The following is a 19,288-nucleotide window of genomic DNA, read 5'->3' as shown; positions in this document are numbered from 1 at the left end:
ATGAAACGCCTGCTGCTACCTGCGGTGCTTGCCGCACTCATGATCGCCGAGGTTCACGCCGAGTCCTTCACCATCTCCGACATCCGCGTCAACGGCCTGCAACGGGTATCCGCCGGCAGCGTGTTCGGCGCTCTGCCGCTCAACGTCGGCGAAGCGGCGGATGACCGCCGCCTGGTCGAGGCCACCCGCGCACTGTTCAAAACCGGTTTCTTCCAGGACATCCAGCTCGGCCGCGACGGCAACGTGCTGGTTATCACCGTAGTCGAGCGCCCGTCGATTTCCAGTATCGAGATCGAAGGCAACAAGGCCATCAGCACCGAAGACCTGCTCAAGGGCCTCAAGCAGTCCGGTCTGGCCGAAGGCGAGATCTTCCAGCGCGCCACCCTTGAAGGCGTGCGTAACGAGCTGCAGCGCCAGTACGTGGCCCAGGGGCGCTACTCCGCCGAGATCGAGGCCGAAGTGATCCCGCAGCCGCGCAACCGTGTGGCGCTGAAGATCAAGATCAATGAAGGCTCGGTCGCTGCCATCCAGCACATCAACATCGTCGGCAACACCGTCTTCCCCGATGAAGACCTGATCGACCTGTTCGAGCTGAAGACCAGCAACTGGCTGTCCTTCTTCAAGAACGACGACAAGTACGCCCGCGAGAAGCTCTCCGGTGACCTGGAACGCCTGCGCTCCTATTACCTGGACCGTGGCTACATCAACATGGATATCTCCTCCACCCAGGTATCCATCACGCCGGACAAGAAGCACGTCTACATCACCGTGAACGTGGATGAGGGCGAGAAGTACACCATCCGCGAAGTGAAGCTCTCCGGCGACCTCAAGGTGCCCGAGGAAGAAGTGAAGTCCCTGCTGCTGGTGCAGAAGGGCCAGGTCTTCTCGCGCAAGGTGATGACCACCACCTCCGAGCTGATCACCCGCCGTCTTGGCAACGAGGGCTACACCTTCGCCAACGTCAACGGCGTGCCGGAAGCCCACGACGAGGACAACACCGTTTCCGTCACCTTCGTGGTGGACCCGGGCAAGCGCGCCTACGTGAACCGCATCAACTTCCGCGGCAACACCAAGACCGAAGACGAAGTGCTGCGTCGCGAAATGCGCCAGATGGAAGGCGGCTGGGCCTCGACCTACCTGATCGACCAGTCCAAGACCCGCCTGGAGCGCCTCGGCTTCTTCAAGGAAGTGAACGTCGAAACCCCGCAGGTGCCGGGCACCGACGACCAGGTGGACGTCAACTACAGCGTGGAAGAGCAGCCCTCCGGCTCCATCACCGCCAGCGTCGGCTTCGCCCAGAGCGCCGGCCTGATCCTCGGCGGCTCCATCAGCCAGAACAACTTCCTCGGTACCGGTAACAAGGTCAGCATCGGCCTGACCCGTTCCGAGTACCAGACCCGCTACAACTTCGGCTTCGTCGACCCCTACTGGACTCCGGATGGCGTGAGCCTGGGCTACAACGCCTTCTACCGCAGCACCGACTACGACGACCTCGACACCGACGTGTCCAGTTATGCGGTGGACAGCTATGGCGCCGGCGTCAGCATCGGCTACCCGATCAGCGAAACCTCGCGCCTGACCTACGGCCTGACCGTACAGCAGGACAAGATCAACACCGGCGTATTCACCGTCGACGAGATCTTTGACTTCCTCCAGGAAGAAGGCGACAGCTACCTGAACTTCAAGGGTTCCGTCGGCTGGTCCGAATCGACCCTGAACAAGGGCGTGCTGGCGACCCGCGGCCATTCCCAGAGCCTGGTGCTGGAAAGCACCATCCCGGGCAGCGACCTGTCGTTCTTCAAGCTCGACTACCGTGGCCAGCTGTTTACTCCGCTGACCCAGAACACCGCGCTGCGCTGGCACACCGAGCTGGGTTATGGCGACAGCTATGGTTCCACCTCCGAGCTGCCGTTCTACGAGCACTACTTCGCGGGTGGTTTCAACTCGGTGCGTGGCTTCGAAGACAGCAGCCTCGGCCCGCGCAGTACGCCGAGTACCGGCAAGAATCCGGGTACTGCCGTCGACCCGGACCAGGATCCGCTGCCCTTCGGTGGTAACGTGTTGATCCAGGGCGGTGTCGAGTACCTGTTCCCGATACCCTTCGTGAAGGACCAGCGCCAGTTGCGTACCGTGCTGTTCTGGGATGTGGGTAACGTGTTCGACACCAGCTGTTCGTCCACCGCGACCAACTGCGACAGCATCAATGCGGGCGATCTGGCCAGCTCCGTGGGTGTGGGCGTGACCTGGATCACCGCGCTGGGCCCGTTGAGCTTCAGTCTGGGCATGCCGGTCAAGAAGCCGGACAATGCGGATACTCAAGTGTTCCAGTTCTCCTTGGGCCAGACTTTCTAAGTGTTTCATCAAGACAACAGTATTTGTTGCAGGAGTTCCATCGTGCGTAAGTTGACTCAATTCGTTCTGGTTGCCGCTGCCATGATGGCAACTCCGGCCTTTGCCGAAATGAAGATCGCGGTACTGAACTACCAGATGGCTCTGCTGGAATCCGACGCCGCCAAGAAGTACGCCGTCGACGCCGAGAAGAAGTTCGGTCCCCAGCTGAACAAGCTGAAGACCCTGGAAAGCGACGCCAAGCGCATCCAGGATCGTCTGGTGAAGGAAGGCGAGAAGATGCAGCAGGCCGAACGTGAGCGCCTGGAGCTCGAATTCAAGCAGAAGGCCCGTGACTTCCAGTTCCAGTCCAAGGAGCTGAACGAAGCCAAGGCCGTGGCCGACCGCGATATGCTCAAGCAGCTCAAGCCGAAGCTGGACAAGGCAGTCGAGGAAGTCCTGAAGAAAGGCAGCTATGACCTGGTGCTGGAGCGTGGTGCGGTGGTCGACGTCAAGCCGCAGTACGACATCACCCGCCAGGTCATCGAGCGCATGAACCAGCAGCGCTGATGATGGCGGCCCCGGTCTACACCCTCGGCCAATTGGCCGAACGCCTCGGCGCCACCGTGCGTGGCTCCGAGGACACAGCGATCAGCGGCCTGGCCACCCTGCAGGAGGCCGGTCCCGGCCAACTCAGCTTCCTGGCCAATCCGCAATACCGCAAATACCTCGTCGACACCAAGGCGGCCGCCGTACTGCTGACTGCGGCCGATGCCGAAGGTTACGCCGGCGATGCCGTGGTGGTGGCCAACCCCTACCTGGCCTACGCCGAACTCTCCCATCTGTTCGATACCAAGCCCAAGGCGCAACCCGGTATCCACCCGACTGCCGTGGTCGCCGCCGACGCCAAGGTCGACCCCAGCGCCAGCGTTGGCGCCTACGTGGTGATCGACTCGGGCGCCCGCATCGGCGCCGGCGTGACCCTGGGTGCCCATTGCGTGGTCGGTGCCCGTACCTCGATAGGCGAGGGCGGCTGGCTGGCGCCTCGCGTGACCCTTTATCACGACGTGAAGATCGGCAAGCGGGTGGTGATCCAGTCCGGCGCCGTCATCGGTGGCGAGGGCTTCGGGTTTGCCAATGAGAAGGGTGTGTGGCAGAAAATCGCGCAGATCGGCGGTGTCACCCTGGGAGATGATGTGGAAGTGGGGGCCAACACCACCATCGACCGCGGCGCCTTGTCCGACACCCTGATCGGCAATGGCGTGAAGCTGGATAACCAGATCATGATCGCCCACAACGTGCAGGTCGGTGACAACACCGCCATGGCTGGCTGCGTCGGGATCTCCGGCAGCACGAAAATTGGCCGTAACTGCATGATCGCCGGCGGCGTGGGCATGGTTGGCCATATCGAAGTGTGCGACAACGTGTTCGTCACCGGCATGACCATGGTGACCCGCAATATCACTGAGCCGGGCGCCTATTCCTCCGGTACCGCGATGCAGACCGCCGCGGATTGGAAGAAGAGCGCCGCCCGGATCCGCCAGTTGGACGACATGGCGCGTCGTCTGCAGCAACTGGAAAAACGCCTGGCGGCAGTGACCCCGGGCGGGGATGCTTCATCAGATGCGTGATCCACGCCGCGCCGTGCATCCCCAATCCTTTCAGAAGGCTCCAGGAACATGATGGACATCAACGAGATTCGCGAATATCTGCCGCACCGCTACCCTTTCCTCCTGGTGGATCGCGTGGTGGAGCTGGATGTTGAAGGCAAGCGCATTCGCGCCTACAAGAATGTCAGCATCAACGAGCCATTCTTCAACGGCCATTTCCCCCAGCATCCGATCATGCCGGGCGTGCTGATCATCGAAGCCATGGCCCAGGCCGCCGGCATCCTTGGCTTCAAGATGCTCGACGTGAAACCCGCCGACGGCACCCTCTACTACTTCGTGGGTTCCGACAAACTGCGCTTCCGCCAGCCGGTTCTGCCGGGCGATCAGTTGATCCTCGATGCGCAGTTCATCAGCGTGAAGCGCGGCATCTGGAAGTTCGACTGCCAGGCCACCGTTGATGGCAAGGAAGTCTGCTCGGCCGAGATCATCTGTGCGGAACGCAAACTATGAGTTTGATTGACCCTCGCGCCATTATCGATCCGTCGGCCAAGCTGGCGGATGGTGTTCAGGTCGGCCCCTGGTCGATCATTGGACCCGATGTGGAAATCGGCGAGGGGACCGTGGTCGGATCTCATGTGGTGGTCAAGGGACCGACCCGCATCGGCAAGCACAACCGCATCTACCAGTTCTCCACGGTAGGCGAGGACACGCCTGACCTGAAGTACAAGGGTGAGCCCACCCGCCTGGTGATCGGCGACCACAATGTGATCCGCGAGGGGGTGACCATCCACCGCGGTACGGTCCAGGACAGGGCCGAGACCACCATTGGCGACCACAACCTTCTGATGGCCTATGTGCATATCGGTCATGACAGCGTGATCGCCAATCATTGCATCCTGGTGAACAACACCGCACTGGCCGGCCACGTGCACGTGGACGATTGGGCCATCCTGTCCGGCTACACCCTGGTGCACCAGTTCTGCCGTATCGGCGCTCACAGTTTCTCGGGCATGGGCACCGCCATTGGCAAGGACGTACCGGCCTATGTCACCGTCTTCGGCAATCCAGCCGAGGCCCGCAGCATGAACTTCGAGGGCATGCGTCGCCGTGGTTTCAGCGCCGATGCCATTGCCGCCCTGCGCCGCGCCTACAAGATGGTGTACCGCCAGGGGCTGACCGTCGAGCAGGCACTGGCCGAGCTGGCCGAATCCTCCGCGCAGTTCCCCGAAGTCGCCGTGTTCCGTGACTCCATCCAGTCCTCGACCCGCGGCATAACCCGCTGAGCCCATGAATCGTCCCTTGCGCATCGCGCTGGTCGCCGGCGAGGCGTCCGGCGACATCCTCGGTTCCACCCTGATGCAGGCGCTCAAGGCGCGACATCCCGATGCCCGCTTCATTGGCGTTGGCGGCCCGCGTATGCAGGCCGAGGGGCTGGAGTCCTACTTTCCCATGGAGCGCCTGGCGGTCATGGGGCTGGTGGAAGTGCTGGGTCGCCTGCCCGAACTGCTGCGTCGGCGCAGGCGGCTGATCCAGACCCTGATCGACGAACGTCCCGACGTTTTCATCGGCATCGATGCGCCCGACTTCAACCTGGGTGTAGAGCTCAAGCTGCGCCGCGCCGGAATCAAGACCGTGCATTACGTCAGTCCCTCGGTCTGGGCCTGGCGGCAGAAGCGCGTGCTGAAGATCCGTGAAGGCTGCGACCTGATGCTTACGCTCTTCCCCTTCGAAGCGCGTTTCTACGAAGAGCATGGCGTGGCGGTGCGCTTCGTCGGCCATCCGCTTGCCGATGCCATCCCGCTCGAGGCCGATCGTCTGGCCGCTCGCGCGACGCTCGACCTGCCCGCTGGCGCACCGGTGGTGGCCCTGCTGCCAGGTAGCCGAGGGGGCGAGGTCGGCAAGCTCGGCGCCCTGTTCCTCGACGCCGCCGAGCGCATGCGTTCGGTTCGCCCGGGCACCCAGTTCGTCCTGCCTTGCGCGAGCCCAGAGCGGCGCGAGCAGCTCGAGGCGATGCTGGCTGGGCGTGATCTGTCGCTGAAATTGCTCGACGGCCGTTCCCACGAGGCGCTCGCCGCCTGCGATGCGGTCCTGATCGCCTCCGGCACCGCCACGCTGGAAGCGCTGCTCTACAAGCGCCCCATGGTCGTGGCCTACAAGGTGGCGCCGCTCACTTACCGAATTCTCAGGCGCCTGGTGAAGAGCCCCTACGTGTCCCTGCCCAACCTCCTGGCCCAGCGCCTGCTGGTGCCCGAGTTGCTGCAGGACGCCGCCACCGCCGACGCCCTCGCCCAGGCCGTGGTGCCACTGCTGGACGATGGCGAGGTACAGACCCACGGATTCGACGTCATCCATCGCGCCCTGCGCCAGGACGCCTCGCGCCAGGCAGCTGACGCCATCCTGCAACTGATCGGAGCCCCCTGATGCAACTCGGCCTGGATTTCAGCCTGGTGGAAGAACTGGTAGCCGGCGTCGACGAAGTCGGCCGCGGGCCCCTTTGCGGTCCGGTGGTCACCGCTGCGGTGATCCTTGACCCGGCACGACCGATCCTTGGTCTGAATGATTCGAAGAAGCTCTCCGAAGCGCGGCGTGATGCGCTGTTCGACGAGATTCGTGAAAAGGCCTTGGCCTGGTGCATTGCCCGCGCCGAAGTGGAAGAGATCGACCAATTGAACATCCTCCACGCCACCATGCTGGCCATGCAGCGCGCGGTGGAAGGACTGAGCGTCACGCCGAAACTGGCCCTGATCGACGGCAATCGCTGCCCCAAGCTCAAGGTGCCAAGTGCTCCCGTGATCAAGGGCGATAGCCAGGTGCCGGCCATCGCCGCGGCCTCCATCCTTGCCAAGGTCAGCCGCGACCGGGAGATGGCCGAGCTCGATGCCCTCTATCCCGGCTATGGCATCGCCGGCCACAAGGGTTATCCCACTGCCGTCCACCTGGAGGCCCTGCGCCGGTTGGGGCCGACACCGATCCATCGGCGCTCCTTCGGCCCGGTTCGGGAGCTCGTCGAAGGCGGTCGTTGAGGCGCTCCGGCGGTTCCCGTTCGCCGTCTCGCCCCAAGCCTGTAGCTTTATCCGAGGGCCCGGTACAATCCGGGCCTTGTCGTTTTCGCGTTTTGCATAGGACTTCCATGACCGCTTCCTTCGTCCATCTGCGTCTGCACTCCGAGTATTCCCTGGTCGACGGCCTGGTGCGGGTCAAGCCGCTGGTCAAGGCCGTGGCGGGGGCGGGCATGCCGGCGGTGGCGATCACCGACCAGAGCAACATGTGCTCCCTGGTGAAGTTCTACAAGACCGCCATGGGCGGCGGTATCAAACCCATCTGCGGCGCCGACATCTGGCTGGCCAGCCGCGATGAGGACGGCCCCCTGACCCGCATGACCCTGCTGGCCATGAGCGCCAAGGGTTATCGCAACCTGACCGAACTGGTTTCCCGCGGCTGGTCCGAAGGCCAGAGCAACGGCCTGGTGATCATCCAGCGCGACTGGGTGAAGGACGCCGCCGAAGGTCTGATCGCCCTGTCCGGCGCCAAGGAAGGGGAAATCGGCATGGCCCTGCTCAATGGCGACCAGGCTGGCGCCGAAGCCCTGTTGGCCGAATGGCAGGCCGTATTCCCCGACCGCTTCTACCTCGAGCTGCAGCGCACCGCGCGGGTCAACGACGAAGAGCATGTGCACGCCGCCGTCGCACTGGCTGACCGCTGTGGCGCGGCGCTGGTGGCGACCAACGATGTGCGCTTCATCAAGCCGGGCGACTTCGAGGCCCACGAGACCCGCGTGTGCATCGGTGAGGGCCGTGTTCTGGATGACCCGCGCCGGCCGCGCAATTTCTCCGACCAGCAATACCTCAAGTCCCCCGAGGAAATGGCTGAGCTGTTCGCCGACATCCCCGAGGCGCTGGAGAACACCGTCGAGATCGCCAAGCGCTGCAATATCGAGGTGCAACTGGGCAAGCACTTCCTGCCCGACTTCCCGACGCCCAACGGCATGGGCATCGACGACTACCTGCGCCATGCCTCCTACGAGGGCCTGGAAGAACGCCTGGCGGTGCTCTTGCCGAAGGACACCACCCCCGACTACGAAGCGAAGCGGCAGGTCTACATCGACCGCCTGGAGTTCGAGCTCGGCACCATCATCCAGATGGGCTTCCCCGGCTACTTCCTGATCGTTGCCGACTTCATCCAGTGGGCGAAGAACAACGACGTCCCCGTGGGCCCTGGGCGGGGCTCGGGTGCCGGCTCCCTGGTGGCCTACGTGCTGAAGATCACCGATCTCGACCCGCTGGCCTATGACCTGCTGTTCGAGCGCTTCCTCAACCCAGAGCGGGTCTCCATGCCCGACTTCGACGTCGACTTCTGCATGGACGGCCGCGATCGGGTGATCGACTACGTGGCGGAGAAGTACGGCCGTAACGCGGTGAGCCAGATCATCACCTTCGGTTCGATGGCAGCCAAGGCGGTGGTGCGCGACGTGGCGCGGGTGCAGGGCAAGTCCTACGGCCTGGCCGATCGCCTGTCGAAGATGATCCCCTTCGAAGTGGGCATGACCCTGGAGGCCGCCTACAACCAGGAAGAGGTGCTGCGCGACTTCCTCAAGGCCGACGAGGAAGCCCAGGAAATCTGGGACATGGCCCTGAAGCTTGAAGGCATCACCCGCGGTACCGGCAAGCACGCCGGTGGCGTGGTGATCGCGCCGACCAAGCTGACCGACTTCTCGCCCATCGCCTGTGACGAGGAGGGCGCCGGCCTGGTGACGCAGTTCGACAAGGACGACGTGGAAGCCGCCGGTCTGGTGAAGTTCGACTTCCTCGGCCTGCGCACCCTGACGATCATCAAGTGGGCCATGGAGATGATCAACCGGGAGCAGGAGAAGCTGGGCAAGCCCCCGGTGGACATCGACCGCATCCCGCTGGACGACAAGAAAACCTACGACATGCTGCAGAAGGCGGAGACCACTGCGGTCTTCCAGCTCGAATCCCGCGGCATGAAAGAGCTGATCAAGAAGCTCAAGCCCGACTGCCTGGAAGACATGATCGCTCTCGTGGCGCTGTTCCGCCCGGGCCCGCTGCAGTCGGGCATGGTGGACGACTTCATCAACCGCAAGCACGGCCGCGCCGAGCTGTCCTATCCGCACCCGGACTACCAGTACGCCGGCCTGGAACCCGTGCTCAAGCCCACCTACGGCATCATCCTGTACCAGGAACAGGTGATGCAGATCGCCCAGGTGATGGCGGGCTACACCCTCGGCGGCGCCGACATGCTGCGCCGCGCCATGGGCAAGAAGAAGCCCGAGGAAATGGCCAAGCAGCGCGGCGGCTTCATCGAGGGCTGCTCCAGCAACGGCATCGATCCGACTCTGTCGGGCAACATCTTCGACCTGGTGGAAAAGTTCGCCGGCTACGGCTTCAACAAATCCCACTCGGCCGCCTACGGTTGGGTGTCCTACCAGACTGCCTGGCTCAAGGCACACTTCCCCGCGCCCTTCATGGCCGCGGTACTTACGGCGGATATGCACAACACCGACAAGGTGGTGACGCTTATCGAAGAATGCCGGCACATGAAGCTGCGCATCGTCGCCCCCGATGTGAATAACTCCGAGTACCGCTTCACCGTCGACGAGGACGGCCAGATCGTCTACGGCTTGGGCGCCATCAAGGGCGTGGGCGAAGGCCCGGTGGAAGCCATCACCGAATGCCGCGCCGAAGGCGGTCCGTTCAAGGACCTGTTCGACTTCTGCAACCGGGTCGACCTCAAACGCATCAACAAGCGCACCCTGGAAGCCCTGATCCGCGGTGGCGCCCTCGACCGCCTGGGGCCCTTCTTCAGCAACGAGCCGAAGGCCTACCAGGCGGGCATCGACCGCAACCGCGCGGTGCTGCTGACCGCAATGGAAGAAGCCATCCAGGCCGCCGAACAGACCGCGCGCAGCCACGACAGCGGCCACATGGACCTCTTCGGCGGGCTGTTCGCCGAGCCCGAGGCGGACATGTACGCCAACCACCGCAACGCCAAGGAGCTGTCCCTCAAGGAGCGCCTCAAAGGCGAGAAGGACACCCTGGGCCTGTACCTGACCGGCCACCCCATCGATGAGTACGAGGGCGAGGTTCGCCGCTTCGCCCGCCAGCGCATCGTCGAGCTGAAGCCGGCGCGGGATACCCAGATCATCGCCGGCCTGATCGTCAACCTGCGGGTGATGAAGAACAAGAAGGGCGACAAGATGGGCTTCATCACCCTGGACGACCGCTCCGGCCGTATCGAGGCCTCGCTCTTCGCCGATGCTTTCAATGCCGCACACGGGCTGTTGCAGACCGATGCCCTGGTGGTGGTGGAAGGTGAGGTCAGCCATGACGATTTCTCCGGCGGCCTGCGCCTGCGTGCCAAGCGCGTGCTGAGCCTGGAAGAAGCCCGTACGGGCCTCGCGGAAAGCCTGCGCATGAAGGTGGACTTCAGCGCCCTGCAAGGCGATCGCCTGCGCTGGCTGGCCGACCTCTGCGGCCGCCATCGCGGCTCCTGCCCCCTGACCCTGGACTACGCCGGACACGACGCGAAGGCCGTTCTGCAGTTCGGCGATGACTGGCGGATCGCCCCGGCCGATGCATTGATTCAGGCATTGCGTGACCAGTTCGGCCGCGACAACGTCTTTCTGCACTACCGCTGATGCGAACGTGGCAACACGCCCGCTTCGGCCCGATTTCGATTTGATCTCGACCCGAACGCGCCCGATCCCTTAAGGTAGGGCGCCAAATGGAACCAGCCGCCTGGCCCCAAGCGCACGACGGAAGCCTATGAACCCGAACTTTCTGGATTTCGAACAGCCCATCGCCGATCTGCAAGCCAAGATCGAGGAGCTGCGTCTGGTCGGTAACGACAACGCCCTGAACATCACCGACGAGATCTCGCGCCTGCAGGACAAGAGCAGCGCGCTTACCGAGAGCATCTTCGGCAACCTCTCCAGCTGGCAGATCGCCCAGCTGGCGCGGCACCCCCGCCGTCCCTACACCCTCGACTACATCGAGCACATCTTCACCGAGTTCGACGAACTGCACGGCGACCGCCATTTCTCTGACGATGCCGCCATCGTCGGCGGTGTTGCCCGCCTGAACGACGCCCCGGTCATGGTCATCGGCCACCAGAAGGGCCGCGAGGTACGCGAGAAGGTCCGCCGCAACTTCGGCATGCCGCGCCCCGAAGGCTACCGCAAGGCCTGCCGCCTGATGGAGATGGCCGAGCGCTTCAAGATGCCGATCCTCACCTTCATCGACACCCCCGGTGCCTACCCGGGCATCGATGCCGAGGAGCGTGGCCAGAGCGAGGCCATCGCCTGGAACCTGCGCGTCATGGCACGCCTGAAGACCCCGATCATCGCCACCGTGATCGGCGAAGGCGGTTCCGGCGGTGCGCTGGCCATCGGTGTCTGCGACCGCCTGAACATGCTGCAGTACTCCACCTACTCGGTGATCTCGCCGGAAGGCTGCGCCTCCATCCTGTGGAAAACCGCCGAGAAGGCGCCGGACGCGGCCGAGGCCATGGGCATCACCGCCGAGCGCCTGAAGGGCCTGGGTATCGTCGACAAGGTGATCGCCGAGCCCCTGGGCGGCGCCCATCGCGACCCGGCCACCGCCGCCGAGTCCATCCGCAAGGAGCTCTCCGAGCAGCTGAAGTCGCTGCAGAAGCTCAGCAATGACGATCTGCTGGCGCGTCGTTACGAGCGCCTGATGAGCTACGGCGTAGCCTGACCCTACCCAAGGCTGTAAAGATCGGGCCCCGGCTTTATGCTTGGGGCCCGATTGTTTTCCGAGCCGCCCATGTCCCTCGAATCCCGCCTACTGTCCGCCCTGGCCCCTTGGCGCCAGGCGCCGGCCTGGCGCGTCGCCTTTTCCGGCGGGCTCGATTCCACCGTTCTGCTGCATCTGCTGGCGCGACTCGCTCGGCACGAAGCCTTGCCGCCGCTTTCCGCCATCCATGTGCACCATGGCCTGCAGGCTGCGGCCGATGCCTGGCCAAAGCATTGCCGGCGAGTCTGTGAACCGCTTGGTGTGCCCCTCGAGGTCGTGCGGGTGACGGTCGATTCCGGGCCCAGCCTGGAGCGTGCCGCGCGCGATGCGCGCTACGCCGCCTTCATCGACCGATTGGGTGTCGGCGAGGTATTGCTCAGTGCCCAGCATCGTGATGATCAGGCCGAGACCCTGCTCTTCCGCCTGCTTCGTGGTACCGGGGTGCGTGGCCTGGCAGGCATGCCGGAAAGCCGTCCGCTCGGGCGTGGAAGCCTGGTGCGACCCTTGTTGCAGGTGTCCCGCGCCGAACTGGAAGCCTACGCCCGCGCCGAGGGGCTCGACTGGGTCGACGACCCGAGCAATACCGACACGGCGCTGGCGCGTAACTTCCTCCGTCACGACATCTTCCCGATCCTGCGGGCCCGCTGGCCACGAGTCGCGGAAACCCTGGTGCGCAGCGCCGGGCACATGAGCGAGGCCGATGAGCTGCTGGCCGAGTTGGCCAGGATCGATCTCCAGGACGCCCAGGGCGGTTGCGACTTCCCCTGGCTGACCTTGCCGTCCCTCGATCTGCAGGCGCTGGCCGCACTCACACCCGCCCGGCAGCGCAATGCCCTGCGCCATTGGCTGTCGCCGTTGACACCACTGCCGGATAGCGACCACTGGGCAGGCTGGGCGGATCTGAGGGATGCGGCCGCCGACGCCAGGCCCGTCTGGCGCCTGGCGACGGGGGAGCTGCACCGCGCCGACGGGCGGTTGTGGTGGTTGGCGGGGGAATGGCTGATCGCCCCGCTGTCGAACCTGACCTGGACCGATCCCCGCAGGCCGCTGGAGTTGCCCGGCAACGGCCGTGTCGAGTTGCTCGGCGCGCCTCCCGCCGGACGGCTCGAAGTACGCTACCGGCTGGGTGGGGAAGTGTTGCAGCTGCCGGGGCGTGGACATCGCGACCTCAAACGTCTGCTCAACGAGTCCCGCCTGCCGGCATTCGTCCGCGGCCGATTGCCGCTGCTGATGGTGGATGGAGTGTTAGTCGGGGTCGCCAATCTGCCGGACCTCGATGGCTCGCGGCAGGGCGGCTGGCAGCTGCGCTGGACGCCACCGACGAATGACCAAGGTTTGAGCTGGTAGGGTCTTTCCGGTAGACTACGCTCCCGTCTTACATAGCTTCCGCTGATTCCTTCGGAATCGGCGGTTGTTGCTTTTGAAGCAGCGCCCATTGGCGCTCCATGGTTGAAGGCCATAGCCCTTCATCGCTTTCCCCGGCGGCTTTCGCCTAAACGCAGACTTCTAGGGTTTTTCATGACGCGCTACATCTTCGTCACGGGTGGTGTTGTTTCTTCTTTGGGGAAAGGCATCGCCTCGGCATCCTTGGCCGCCATTCTGGAAGCGCGGGGCCTGAAGGTCACCATGCTCAAGCTCGATCCGTACATCAACGTCGATCCGGGCACCATGAGTCCCTTCCAGCACGGTGAAGTCTTCGTGACCGAGGACGGCGCCGAGACCGACCTCGACCTGGGCCACTACGAGCGCTTCGTGCGCACCACCATGACCCAGAACAACAACTTCACCACCGGCCGCGTCTATGCCGACGTGCTGCGCAAGGAGCGCCGTGGTGACTATCTGGGCGCCACCATCCAGGTGATCCCGCACATCACCGACGAGATCAAGCACCGCATCATCAAGGGCGCCGCTGGTGCGGACGTGGCCCTGGTGGAAATCGGCGGCACCGTCGGCGACATCGAATCCCAGCCTTTCCTCGAAGCCATCCGCCAGCTGCGCGTGGAAGTGGGCGCCAAGCGCGCCATGCTGATGCACCTGACCCTGGTGCCCTACATCGCCACCGCCGGCGAGACCAAGACCAAGCCGACCCAGCACTCGGTGAAGGAGCTGCGCTCCATCGGCCTGCAGCCGGACGTGCTGATCTGCCGCTCCGACCACGAAGTCGACCTGTCCTCGCGCCGCAAGATCGCCCTCTTCACCAACGTGGAAGAGCGCGCAGTGATCGCCCTGCAGGACGTCGACACCATCTACCGGATTCCTTCCGTGCTGCACGCCCAGGGCCTGGACGACTTCGTCGTCGAGCGCTTCGGCCTGCAGTGCAATGGCGCCGACCTCTCCGAATGGGACCGCGTGGTGGATGCCAAGCTGAACCCGGAAAAGGAAGTCACCATCGCCATGGTCGGCAAGTACATGGAGCTGCTGGACGCCTACAAGTCGCTGATCGAAGCGATGAGCCACGCCGGCATTCAGAACCGCACCAAGGTCAACCTGCGCTACATCGACTCCGAAGACATCGAGACCCAGGGCACCGGCCTGCTGGAAGGCGTCGACGCCATCCTGGTACCGGGCGGCTTCGGCCTGCGCGGCGTGGAAGGCAAGATCACCACCGTACGCTACGCTCGCGAGAACAAGATCCCTTACCTCGGCATCTGCCTCGGCATGCAGGTGGCGGTGATCGAGTACGCCCGTAACGTGCTCGGCTGGTCCGACGCCAACTCCACCGAGTTCGACAAGTCCAGCGGCCACCCGGTCGTGGGCCTGATCACCGAGTGGCAGGATTCCACCGGCGCCACGGAAATCCGTACCGAAGCCTCCGACCTGGGCGGCACCATGCGCCTCGGCGCCCAGGCCTGCCAGCTGGAAAACGGCTCGCTGGTTCGCGGCTGCTACGGCAAGGACGAGATTGTCGAGCGTCATCGCCATCGCTACGAAGTGAACAACAACCTGCTGCCGCAATTGCGGGAAGCCGGCCTGAAAGTCACCGGCCGCTCCGGCGACGGCGCCCTGGTGGAAGTGGTGGAAGCTCCGGACCATCCCTGGTTCGTCGCCTGCCAGTTCCACCCGGAGTTCACCTCCACTCCGCGTGATGGTCATCCGCTGTTCAGCGGCTTCGTCAACGCCGCCCTGGCGCAGAAAGCGAAGAAGGCCTGACCCATGGCGCAGAAGATCGTCCGCGTCGGCAACATCGAGATCGCCAACGACAAGCCCTTCGTGCTGTTCGGCGGCATGAACGTGCTGGAGTCCCGCGACCTGGCCCTGAAGGTCTGCGAAGAGTATGTGCGGGTCACCGAGAAACTCGGCATCCCGTATGTGTTCAAGGCCAGCTTCGACAAGGCCAATCGCTCCTCGATCAACTCCTTCCGTGGCCCGGGCCTGGAAGAGGGCATGAAGATTTTCGAGGAAGTGAAGAAAACCTTCGGCGTGCCGGTCATCACCGACGTCCACGAGCCCTACCAGGCGGCTCCCGTGGCCGAGGTCTGCGACATCATCCAGCTGCCGGCCTTCCTCTCCCGCCAGACCGACCTGGTGGTGGCGATGGCGAAGACCGGCGCGGTGATCAACATCAAGAAGGCCCAGTTCCTCGCACCCCAGGAGATGAAGCACATCCTCACCAAGTGCGAGGAAGCCGGCAACGATCGCCTGATCCTCTGCGAGCGTGGCTCCTCCTTCGGCTACAACAACCTGGTCGTGGACATGCTCGGCTTCGGCATCATGAAGCAGTTCGAGTACCCGGTATTCTTCGACGTCACCCACGCCCTGCAGATGCCGGGTGGCCGTGCCGACTCCGCTGGCGGCCGCCGCGCCCAGGTCACCGACCTGGCCAAGGCCGGCATGAGCCAGGGCCTGGCCGGGTTGTTCCTGGAAGCCCATCCGGACCCCGACAACGCCAAGTGCGACGGTCCTTGCGCCCTGCGCCTGAACAAACTCGAGCCGTTCCTGTCCCAGCTCAAGCAGCTGGATGACCTGGTCAAGAGTTTTCCGCCAATCGAGACTGCCTGAACGGGCCGTTCTCCGGTAAAGTGCCGCGTGGGCACAATCTGACCGATTGGTCAGAACTTTCGCCGGGTCTGCCGACCCTGAGGCCCGGCGAGCAGCCTCACTTTCTGCTGAGCGTTTTCGTCAACTTTTGGAGTGCTAACAACAATGGCAAAGATCGTCGACATCAAGGGCCGCGAGGTTCTGGACTCCCGTGGCAACCCCACCGTGGAAGCCGATGTGATCCTCGAGAACGGCATCGTCGGCAGCGCTTGCGCGCCGTCCGGTGCCTCCACCGGTTCCCGCGAGGCACTGGAACTGCGTGATGGCGACAAGAGCCGTTACCTGGGCAAGGGCGTACTGAAAGCCGTAGCCAACATCAACGGCCCGATCCGCGACCTGCTGCTGGGCAAAGATGCTGCCGACCAGAAAGCCCTGGACCGCGCCATGATCGAACTGGACGGTACCGAGAACAAGGGCAAGCTGGGCGCCAACGCCATCCTCGCCGTGTCCCTGGCTGCCGCCAAGGCCGCTGCCCAGGCCAAGGGCATTCCGCTGTACGCCCACATCGCCGAGCTGAACGGCACCCCGGGTCAGTACTCCATGCCGGTTCCGATGATGAACATCATCAACGGTGGCGAGCACGCCGATAACAACGTCGACATCCAGGAGTTCATGGTTCAGCCGGTTGGCGCCAAGAACTTTGCCGATGCCCTGCGCATGGGCGCCGAGATCTTCCATCACCTGAAAGCTGTGCTGAAGGCCCGTGGCCTGAACACCGCCGTGGGTGACGAAGGCGGCTTCGCCCCGAACCTGGCCTCCAACGAAGACGCCCTGGCCGCCATCGCCGAAGCCGTTGCCAACGCCGGCTACAAGCTGGGCACCGACGTGACCCTGGCCCTGGACTGCGCTTCCAGTGAATTCTTCAAGGATGGCAAGTACGACCTGTCCGGCGAAGGCAAGACCTTCGACGCCGCCGGCTTCGCCGACTACCTGGCCGGCCTGACCCAGCGCTACCCGATCATCTCCATCGAAGACGGCATGGACGAGTCCGACTGGGCTGGCTGGAAAGGCCTGACCGAGAAGATCGGCGCTAAGGTACAGCTGGTCGGTGACGACCTGTTCGTGACCAACACCAAGATCCTCAAGGAAGGCATCGAGAAGAGCATCGCCAACTCGATCCTGATCAAGTTCAACCAGATCGGTTCCCTGACCGAGACCCTGGAAGCCATCCAGATGGCCAAGGCCGCCGGCTACACCGCGGTGATCTCCCACCGTTCCGGTGAAACCGAGGACAGCACCATCGCCGACCTGGCCGTAGGCACCGCTGCCGGCCAGATCAAGACCGGCTCCCTGTGCCGTTCCGACCGCGTGTCCAAGTACAACCAGCTGCTGCGCATCGAAGAGCAACTGGGCGAAAAGGCTCCCTACCGCGGCCGTGCCGAGTTCCGCGGCTAAGAGACTGGCCACGATCGGTTCGCGCGATCGTGAACAAGTCTCGGTCGGTCCATGTTGAAATCAGGCGGGGATTGCATCTTTACTTCATGTAAACTTCGCAGCTTCACCTGATTTCACCTGACCGGTCGTCTCCCGCCGCACGGCAGCGACGCAACCGGTTGAGGAATGGTAAAAGGGCAGCGCAAGCTGCCCTTTTCGCATGGATACTCCCAGGCAAAATGACTCGCCCTAACACTTACTGGTTGTTCGTCGTCCTGATCCTGCTGCTGTCTGGCCTGCAGTATCGCCTCTGGGTGGGCGACGGCAGCCTGGCGCAGGTCAAGGAACTGCAGCAGCAGATCGCCGAGCAGAAAGGCGAGAACGAACGCCTGCTGGAGCGCAACCGCATCCTCGAGGCGGAAGTGCTGGAGCTGAAGAAGGGCATGGAAACCGTGGAAGAACGTGCCCGTCATGAGCTGGGCATGGTCAAGGACGGCGAAACCCTCTACCAGATTGCCGAATGAGCCAGTCCGATACTCCCTTCTTCTGGGCAGTGATTCCCGCCGCCGGCGTCGGTGCCCGCATGCGCGCCGACCGCCCCAAGCAATACCTGGAACTGGCCGGGCGCACCATCCTCGAGCACAGCCTCGACTGCTTCCTCGACCACCCGCAGCTCAAGCGGCTGGTCATCAGCCTGTCGGTGGACGACCCTTACTGGCCGGCGCTGCCCTGCGCCGGCGACGACCGCATCATTCGTGCCGACGGTGGCAAGGAGCGCGCCGACTCGGTGCTGAGCGCATTGCTGCGCCTGGCCGAGCACGGTGCCCGGCCCCACGACTGGGTGCTGGTGCACGATGCGGCGCGGCCGAACCTGTCGCGTTTCGACCTTGACCGACTGCTCGCCGAACTGGCCGATGACAGCGTGGGCGGTCTGCTCGCGGTGCCGGCCCGCGATACCCTCAAGCGTGTCGGCGCCGATGGGCGGGTGGTGGAAACCGTCGATCGCAGCCTCATCTGGCAGGCCTACACGCCGCAGATGTTCCGTTTCGGTGCCTTGCACCGTGCCTTGGCCGATGCCCTGGTGGCCGGCGTCGCCATCACCGATGAAGCCTCCGCAATGGAGTGGGCGGGGTACGCGCCGAAGCTGGTGGAAGGGCGTGCCGACAACCTCAAGGTCACCCGTCCCGAGGACCTCGACTGGTTGCGTCAGCGCTGGTCGATGCGCGGCTGAACCTCGGCGTACTCCGGCCGTCCGGCCAACCCCTCTTTCAACAGGTTCACCAGCTGTCGCACCTTGGGCGAGAGGTGCCGCTGCTGTGGATAAAGCGCCCAGACCGCTGTATTCGGTGGTCGGTGCTGTTCCAGCAGCGATACCAGGGCACCGCTGCGCAGGTGTTCCAGAACGTAGTAGTCCGGCAACTGGCACAGGCCGAAACCCCGCAGGGCCGCGTCCAGCACCGCCTGCCCGCTGTTGCAGCGCCAATTGCCCTGGACCCGGACGGCATGCTCGCGCCCCTGCTGGAGGAAGTCCCAGTGGTCGGTGCTGCCGATCAGGCAGTTGTGCCGCGCCAGTTCCGACAGGCTGTGGGGCCGACCGTAGCGCTCCAGGTAGGCGGGGGCCGCGCACAGGTACATGACCCTGGGCGCCAGGCGCGTGGCCACCAGCCTCGAATCCTGCAGGCGACCCAGGCGGATCGCCAGGTCCAGGCCTTCATGCACCAGGTCCAGGGTGCGGTTGCTCAGCTCGATGTCCACCCGCAGCTGCGGGTGCCGCGCCATGAAGTCGTTGACCAGTGGCACGATGAAGCGCTCGCCGTAGGCCACCGCGCAGGTCATGCGCAGCAGGCCCTTGGGTTCGCTGGTCAGGTCGCTCACCGCCCGCAGCGCTTCCTCACGCGCGTCCAGCAGGCGCTGGCAGTGCTGCAGGAACGTCTGGCCGGCCTCGGTCAGCGCTACCTTGCGCGTGCTGCGGTAGAACAGTCGGGTCTGCAGGCGTTCTTCCAGGCGGGCGATCTGCCGGCTGACGTGGGAGGAGGACACCCCCAGGCGATCGGCAGCGGCGGTGAACTGGCCCGATTCGGCGACGGCGACGAACTCGTCCAGGCCTTCCCAGCGGCTCATTGATTATCCCTCAATAGCAATAATGTTTTTCATTGTGATGGATTA

16 protein-coding genes are annotated in these 19,288 nt (G+C 64.2%); 15 read left to right on the top strand and 1 reads right to left on the bottom strand.

What is annotated here, in order from left to right:
- The 15 genes from bamA to ispD all read left to right on the top strand — a co-directional run bounded on the left by bamA (position 1) and on the right by ispD (position 18,353).
- Positions 1 to 2,352, top strand: coding sequence for an outer membrane protein assembly factor BamA (gene bamA, locus ACFW0H_RS02710; RefSeq protein ID WP_422912359.1), 2,352 nt, complete (start codon positions 1 to 3; stop codon positions 2,350 to 2,352).
- A 42-nt stretch (positions 2,353 to 2,394) separates the two neighbouring features.
- Positions 2,395 to 2,898: an OmpH/Skp family outer membrane protein gene (locus tag ACFW0H_RS02705; RefSeq protein WP_422912358.1), complete on the top strand. Its 504-nt coding sequence runs from the start codon at positions 2,395 to 2,397 to the stop codon at positions 2,896 to 2,898.
- Positions 2,898 to 3,959, top strand: a complete 1,062-nt coding sequence (gene lpxD / locus ACFW0H_RS02700; protein WP_422912357.1) for a UDP-3-O-(3-hydroxymyristoyl)glucosamine N-acyltransferase — start codon at positions 2,898 to 2,900, stop codon at positions 3,957 to 3,959. Before ACFW0H_RS02705 ends, lpxD begins: the two co-directional genes overlap by 1 nt.
- 48 nt (positions 3,960 to 4,007) lie before the next feature.
- Positions 4,008 to 4,448, top strand: a complete 441-nt coding sequence (fabZ, locus tag ACFW0H_RS02695) for a 3-hydroxyacyl-ACP dehydratase FabZ (RefSeq protein WP_422912356.1) — start codon at positions 4,008 to 4,010, stop codon at positions 4,446 to 4,448.
- Positions 4,445 to 5,221: an acyl-ACP--UDP-N-acetylglucosamine O-acyltransferase gene (gene lpxA / locus ACFW0H_RS02690; RefSeq protein WP_422912355.1), complete on the top strand. Its 777-nt coding sequence runs from the start codon at positions 4,445 to 4,447 to the stop codon at positions 5,219 to 5,221. The genes fabZ and lpxA overlap by 4 nt, the downstream gene beginning before the upstream one ends.
- Positions 5,222 to 5,225: 4 nt before the next feature.
- The gene (gene lpxB, locus ACFW0H_RS02685) at positions 5,226 to 6,359 is read left to right on the top strand and encodes a lipid-A-disaccharide synthase (RefSeq protein ID WP_422912354.1); all 1,134 of its coding nucleotides are present in this window, start codon (positions 5,226 to 5,228) and stop codon (positions 6,357 to 6,359) included.
- Positions 6,359 to 6,961, top strand: a complete 603-nt coding sequence (rnhB, locus tag ACFW0H_RS02680; protein WP_422912353.1) for a ribonuclease HII — start codon at positions 6,359 to 6,361, stop codon at positions 6,959 to 6,961. The genes lpxB and rnhB overlap by 1 nt, the downstream gene beginning before the upstream one ends.
- A gap of 107 nt (positions 6,962 to 7,068) precedes the next feature.
- On the top strand, positions 7,069 to 10,593 hold the full coding sequence (dnaE, locus tag ACFW0H_RS02675; RefSeq protein WP_422912352.1) for a DNA polymerase III subunit alpha: 3,525 nt from the start codon (positions 7,069 to 7,071) through the stop codon (positions 10,591 to 10,593).
- 127 nt (positions 10,594 to 10,720) lie between these two features.
- Positions 10,721 to 11,671 carry an acetyl-CoA carboxylase carboxyl transferase subunit alpha gene (gene accA, locus ACFW0H_RS02670; protein WP_422912351.1) on the top strand — a complete coding sequence of 317 codons (951 nt, stop codon included), beginning with the start codon at positions 10,721 to 10,723 and terminating at the stop codon, positions 11,669 to 11,671.
- Positions 11,672 to 11,740: 69 nt separating this feature from the next.
- Positions 11,741 to 13,057 (top strand): tRNA lysidine(34) synthetase TilS, encoded by a 1,317-nt coding sequence (gene tilS / locus ACFW0H_RS02665; protein WP_422912350.1) that lies wholly within the window; start codon positions 11,741 to 11,743, stop codon positions 13,055 to 13,057.
- A 171-nt stretch (positions 13,058 to 13,228) separates the two neighbouring features.
- Entirely contained in the window at positions 13,229 to 14,860 is a 1,632-nt protein-coding gene (locus ACFW0H_RS02660; RefSeq protein ID WP_422912349.1) for a CTP synthase, read from the top strand.
- A gap of 3 nt (positions 14,861 to 14,863) precedes the next feature.
- Positions 14,864 to 15,709: a 3-deoxy-8-phosphooctulonate synthase gene (gene kdsA / locus ACFW0H_RS02655; RefSeq protein ID WP_044873783.1), complete on the top strand. Its 846-nt coding sequence runs from the start codon at positions 14,864 to 14,866 to the stop codon at positions 15,707 to 15,709.
- A 144-nt stretch (positions 15,710 to 15,853) separates the two neighbouring features.
- Positions 15,854 to 17,143 carry a phosphopyruvate hydratase gene (gene eno / locus ACFW0H_RS02650; protein WP_422912348.1) on the top strand — a complete coding sequence of 430 codons (1,290 nt, stop codon included), beginning with the start codon at positions 15,854 to 15,856 and terminating at the stop codon, positions 17,141 to 17,143.
- Positions 17,144 to 17,361: 218 nt separating this feature from the next.
- Positions 17,362 to 17,646 carry a cell division protein FtsB gene (gene ftsB, locus ACFW0H_RS02645; protein WP_422912347.1) on the top strand — a complete coding sequence of 95 codons (285 nt, stop codon included), beginning with the start codon at positions 17,362 to 17,364 and terminating at the stop codon, positions 17,644 to 17,646.
- A complete protein-coding gene (gene ispD, locus ACFW0H_RS02640; RefSeq protein WP_422912346.1) occupies positions 17,643 to 18,353 on the top strand; it encodes a 2-C-methyl-D-erythritol 4-phosphate cytidylyltransferase in 711 nt (236 codons plus the stop codon). The genes ftsB and ispD overlap by 4 nt, the downstream gene beginning before the upstream one ends.
- On the opposite strand, the gene ACFW0H_RS02635 is transcribed toward ispD, so the two are convergent.
- Entirely contained in the window at positions 18,329 to 19,243 is a 915-nt protein-coding gene (locus ACFW0H_RS02635) for a LysR substrate-binding domain-containing protein (protein ID WP_422912345.1), read from the bottom strand. The genes ispD and ACFW0H_RS02635 overlap by 25 nt on opposite strands.
- Positions 19,244 to 19,288 lie beyond the last annotated feature (45 nt).

The sequence above is a fragment of the Metapseudomonas cellulosilytica genome, from assembly GCF_049334135.1.
In the GTDB taxonomy this organism is placed as follows: domain Bacteria; phylum Pseudomonadota; class Gammaproteobacteria; order Pseudomonadales; family Pseudomonadaceae; genus Metapseudomonas.
Note: the sequence above shows the minus strand (reverse complement) of the source record. Positions and strands in the feature narration are given on the sequence as shown.